Here is a 2507-nt window from a genome sequence, read left to right as displayed (position 1 = left end):
TGGATATGCCAACTATAAGTCGGACACGGCTAACACGCCGAGTTCGGAGTACCAAATTCTTTCGATTCAAAAGTCGTTAACCGCGGCGATGATCATGAAATTGGTTTCTCAGCATAAGCTGTCGTTGAACACCAAGTTATCGAAGTACTATCCAAAGGTCAAAAATTCAAAAAACATTACGATTCGCAACATGCTTGATATGTATTCGGGACTGACAATGCGTCAAACCGGATCGGATTCGCTGCTCAATGAATCTAACGTGGTCAGTTTCGCGGTTAATCACACCGTGGCCCGATCACCGAAGGATAAAGATTGGTATCAACCAGTGAACTACGTGTTGTTAGCGGGGATTATCTCCAAGATTACCCATAAGTCATACGGAAAGTATTTTGACAAGGTCTTCACCAAACCTTTGAAGCTCAAAGGAACTGGCTTTGTTCAGCATTGGGCTGGGCGGCCAAATCGGACTCTTGGGTATCACTGGCTTTATCCAACTCAAATCAAACCAAATTATACGCGGGTCTACCATGAAGCCAAAGCCTCGATGCAAAACGAATTGGGAACGGGTCAGGTCTTTATGTCGACCTACGATTTGTTTAAATCTGAACAGGCGATTTTAAAGGGAAAGATCTTCCCGAAAGCATACGCTGCCATTCTCCATCAGCCAGGCGGCAACGCCCCTTATGGCGGTGGTGTTTATAACCAAAGCAACGGAATTCGTTCCCACGGAATTGGTTACGGCTATGAATCATCAGTCTTCATGACACGAAATGGCAAGTCCGGGGTTGTTTTATTAAGCAACGATTACCGGCCTGCCAACCAGATTCAAAATTTTGCGACAAGGCTGTTTAATGATTTAACGGTCTAGCCAATTTAAAACTGCTCTTTGTTTAAAAACATTCTAAAATACGATACCATGTGGGTGACAACGTTGTAATCCAATTTAGTGAGGAGATGATTTCTATGCCAGTACGGGAATGGTTGAGTAAGCCAGTCGTTCGGTTCGTGCTGAACACACTCATCTATTTTTTAATCATGTTGGTCCTTTTTTATCTGTACGACTACAGCGGCATTAATCAAGCAAAGTTCATTTATAACGAATTTTAAGGGGGAGCAACAAGATGACTGAAAATTTAATTCAGGCAATCGATTCATACGCGGAAACGCAGGGAGACAAGATTGCCTATGCCTACGATGGCGAAAAACATACGTATAAGGAGCTCAAACAATTCTCGGATGCTTTAGCAGAGCGCATTGATTCCCTGGAGTTGCCACTCAATCAACCGATTATCGTCTTTGGCGGCAAGTCATTTTCGATGATTGTGGCCTTCCTGGCTGCTGTTAAATCCGGTCACGCCTATATTCCAGTGGATATCAATTCACCTAAGGAACGGTTGACGATGATCAATCAGATTGCCAAGCCGGTTGCCGTGATTGCGACTGAAGCCTTGCCCGAAAAGCTGCCTGACATCCCGGAAATTGATCAAGAGGAACTTGACCATATCTGTCTTGAAAAGGTTGACTACCACTTGACCCATCCGATTCACGATGACCAGACCTACTATATTATCTTTACATCAGGAACCACGGGTGTTCCCAAGGGTGTTGAAATCAGTTATAACAACCTGATCAGCTTTGTCAATTGGGTTGTGAGTGACGCATTTAACCTACCCAAGGACTTGCAAATGCTGCAGCAGCCAGCGTACTCATTTGACCTATCCGTCATGAGCCTTTACCCAACCTTGTATCAGGGTGGGACGCTACACGTTCTTTCCAAGAAGACAACGGACAACTTTGTGGTGCTCTTCACTGCACTGAGAACCATGACCATCAATACTTGGGTATCAACCCCATCATTCATGGACATTTGCTTGTTGGAGTCGACGTTTGACCAGGAACATCATCCAGACTTACGCGACTTTTTATTCTGTGGTGAGGAATTAACTCACAAGACTGCGGCTGCATTAAAGAAGCGGTTCCCGGATGCTCATATCTACAATACATATGGGCCAACTGAATCGACGGTTGCCATTACCGAAATTGAGATTACCAACGATATTTTAAACAACTATGATCGCTTACCAATTGGCTACGTGAAGCCGGAAATGAATGCCAAAGTCGTTAATGAAAATGGCGACGATATCACAGATGGCAAGCGGGGCGAATTGATTATATACGGAACCAACGTTTCAAAGGGCTATATTAATAACCCGGAGAAAAATGCCAAGTCCTTCTTCAAAATTGGCGAGCAACAAGCCTATCGAACCGGTGATATTGTGACCATGGATGACGATGGGATGCTTAGGTACTTCGGTCGTAAAGACTTCCAGATCAAGCTTAACGGTTTTCGAATAGAACTTGAAGACGTTTCGGCCTTGGTCAACAAGGAAGAACACGTCAAACAGGCGGTCGTCGTACCAAAATATAACGCACAACACACGGTATCGATGCTCATCGCATACGTGGTACCAGAGGAAAATGATTTCAAGAACAACCTGGAATTAACC

At 44.3% G+C, this 2507-nt stretch carries 3 protein-coding genes; all 3 read left to right on the top strand.

Going from position 1 to position 2507, the window contains the following annotated elements:
• A partial coding sequence (locus AB3112_RS10710; RefSeq protein WP_367334478.1) for a serine hydrolase domain-containing protein occupies positions 1-868 on the top strand: 868 nt, incomplete at its 5' end.
• Between the two features lie 95 nt (positions 869-963).
• Entirely contained in the window at positions 964-1107 is a 144-nt protein-coding gene (locus AB3112_RS10705) for a teichoic acid D-Ala incorporation-associated protein DltX (RefSeq protein ID WP_057909660.1), read from the top strand.
• Positions 1108-1121: 14 nt separating this feature from the next.
• Positions 1122-2507 (top strand): D-alanine--poly(phosphoribitol) ligase subunit DltA (dltA, locus tag AB3112_RS10700; RefSeq protein WP_367334477.1); only part of this gene is annotated, 1386 nt, incomplete at its 3' end.

Origin of the sequence: Lentilactobacillus sp., from assembly GCF_040773105.1 — a bacterium.
Classification (GTDB): Bacteria; Bacillota; Bacilli; order Lactobacillales; family Lactobacillaceae; genus Lentilactobacillus; species Lentilactobacillus parabuchneri.
Note: the sequence above shows the minus strand (reverse complement) of the source record. Positions and strands in the feature narration are given on the sequence as shown.